At 26.0% G+C, this 2,277-nt stretch carries 2 protein-coding genes; one reads left to right on the top strand and one right to left on the bottom strand.

Going from position 1 to position 2,277, the window contains the following annotated elements:
* The first annotated feature begins 126 nt into the window (after positions 1 to 126).
* Entirely contained in the window at positions 127 to 1,548 is a 1,422-nt protein-coding gene (cls, locus tag E6248_RS15520; protein WP_316341672.1) for a cardiolipin synthase, read from the top strand.
* A 184-nt stretch (positions 1,549 to 1,732) separates the two neighbouring features.
* Here the strand turns inward: cls and E6248_RS15525 are convergent, their stop codons facing one another.
* Positions 1,733 to 2,191 (bottom strand): VanZ family protein, encoded by a 459-nt coding sequence (locus tag E6248_RS15525; RefSeq protein WP_316341671.1) that lies wholly within the window; start codon positions 2,189 to 2,191, stop codon positions 1,733 to 1,735.
* Positions 2,192 to 2,277 lie beyond the last annotated feature (86 nt).

A 2,277-nucleotide genomic window follows, 5' to 3' on the forward strand; every position in this document is an offset into this window, starting at 1 on the left:
AATATAATCTTGGCTATAATTATTATTAAGTTAGTATTTTATCAATTTTTCTTAAAATATAATATAATATAAATAGATTCACAAATACTTTTGAAGGAGGTTTTTTAAATACTTGCATTTAAAATAATTTTATATCTTTCATATATTACAAGTATATTTATTATTTTTATAATAATCTTATTCGGTAAAAAAAGACCTGAAAAAACTCTTTCATGGATACTCATACTATTAATATTACCTCCAGTTGGAATAATTTTATTTATATTCCTAGGCCGTAACTGGAAAATAAATACCTTAGATAAAAAGCTTAAGGATAGGGCAATCAAGTTAAGTTGGAGTTCTCTATACAAAAGAAACTACTCACTTACAGAGTATAAACCTATAATAAGCTTAATTGCTTCAAACTCCTTCTCTCCCCTATTTACAAACAATAAAGTAACAATTTTAGATGGAGGAGAAGCTAAATTTAAAATACTAAAAGAAAAATTGCTTAATGCTAAAAACCATATTCATCTTGAATATTACATAGTTAAGGATGATAAGATCGGAAATGAAATAAAAGATATACTAATTAAAAAAGCTAAAGAAGGAATAAAAATCAGATTCATTATAGACAAAGTAGGATCTATTAAGCTAAAAAGAGGCTATATTAAAGAACTAAAAAATGCAGGAATAGAAGTTGTTTTTTATTCCTATGTTTTAGCTCCTTTACTTCGTCTTATAAATACTCAAATCAATTATAGAAATCATAGAAAAATAGTAGTTATTGATGGAAGCATAGCATTTATAGGAGGTATTAACATAGGTGATGAATATCTTGGCCTTGGAAAGCTTGGTGATTGGAAGGATTGTCATATTATGATCGAAGGTGATTGTGCCTTAGGGTTACAATCAGTTTTCCTAGATGACTTTTCTAGCATAAAAAAATATGATAATGAAGAAATCAACTTATTAAGCAATATAGAAAATTACTTTAAGCCTCTTAGTTATAAGGGAAGTATTCCAATGCAAATAATACGAAGTGGTCCTGATTCTGAATTTCCTAGTATACTTCAAGCTTTAATAAAAATGATTTCTATAGCTAAAGAAAGTATTAATATAATCACACCTTATTTTATACCCTCTGAAGGTTTAATTGATGCATTAAGGATAGCATCATTAAGTGCTGTTAAAGTATCTCTTATATTCCCTGAAAAGGCTGACCACTTTACAGTAAATAGAGCATCTAAAACTTATTTAGCAGAACTAAAACGTTCAGGTGCAAATATCTATTTATACAATAAGGATGCTTTTATTCATTCTAAACTACTTATGGTAGATAATAAGATATGTACCATAGGAACTGCTAATTTAGATATTAGAAGCTTTGAGCTAAATTATGAAGTTAATGCTATTATCTATGATGAAATCATAACAAAGGATTTCAACAATATATTTTATAGTCTTTTAGATAACTGTCGTTCATTTAACTATGAAGAATATGAAAATAGATCTTTACTCACAAAGTTAATCGATGAATTTTCTAGATTACTATCCTCAATATTATAACAATGTATTTAACTTTTAAAATTAAGTTTTATAATTTGGATTAATACCTGCTAGTATATCTTACCTTAAAATAAAACAAGAGGCTGTTATACAAACTGCCCCATAAAAAATTAAAAATTATTATTTTTATAAACTCCATTAGGAGTTTTTTTATTAATTTTCATTATTAAATTTTCATTTTACATTATGCATCAGCACTTTTAGCTTTGCTAATTTTATACTTTTCAATTAAACTAGCAATTATAAATCCAATAATGCCGCCTGTAGTATCTATCATCACATCTTTGAATGCCATTACTCTACCTGGAATAAAGTATTGATGAAGTTCATCGCTACATGCATATAAAAATACAAATCCTATTAAATACAGTCTAGTTCTTCTATTATTAACATAAAACCTCAGAACGTTATAAGCTAATAAATATAATATCATATACTCTGAAAAATGAGCTGTTTTTCTTACAACAAAAGTTGCTAACTCCCCAAAATATTCATTAAGCTCTATACCTATTAGACTAAATAATTTTAAAACTAAATCACTTTGGCTACTTGATACTTCCCCTGGTTGATGAGACATAAAAAATATTAATATCATCCAAAAAACTAATAGTCCCCAAGCAATTATCTTCTTGTTCTTATTCATAAATCTCTCCATATGTTACTATAAATATATTTTAAAATATATGAGAATATAAATAATCTATTTATATTCTAACATTAGTTTATGGA

This window comes from Clostridium sp., assembly GCF_032552055.1.
GTDB lineage: Bacteria > Bacillota > Clostridia > Clostridiales > Clostridiaceae > Clostridium.